This window comes from Ciceribacter ferrooxidans (assembly GCF_004137355.1).
Lineage (GTDB): Bacteria > Pseudomonadota > Alphaproteobacteria > Rhizobiales > Rhizobiaceae > Allorhizobium > Allorhizobium ferrooxidans.
This window is the reverse complement of record NZ_SDVB01000352.1, coordinates 1-259: the sequence shown is the minus strand read 5'-3', so window position 1 is coordinate 259 and position 259 is coordinate 1. Positions and strand designations below refer to the sequence as shown.

The window sequence follows — 259 nt, the reverse complement described above, 5'->3', positions numbered from 1 at the left end:
GCCATAGAGCAGGACGAGATAAAGATCGTCTTCCAGCCGCTCATTGCGGCGACTGACGGAGAAATCAACGGCGTCGAGGCCCTGGCACGATGGGTGCCGCCGACCGGCACCGTCAGCCCCGAAGTGTTCATTCCCCTGGCGGAAAAGTCCGGCCTCATCGAGGCATTGACGCGGAAGATACTTCTGGGTTCGATCCGGACTGTTTCCTGCTGGCAGTCTCTGGAGCTCTCCGTCAACGTCTCACCGATCCAGCTCTGCA

General features: G+C 60.2%; 1 protein-coding gene. It reads left to right on the top strand.

Going from position 1 to position 259, the window contains the following annotated elements; genetic code table 11:
• Nucleotides 1-259 (top strand): EAL domain-containing protein (locus EUU22_RS22220; RefSeq protein ID WP_165351266.1); only part of this gene is annotated, 259 nt, incomplete at both ends.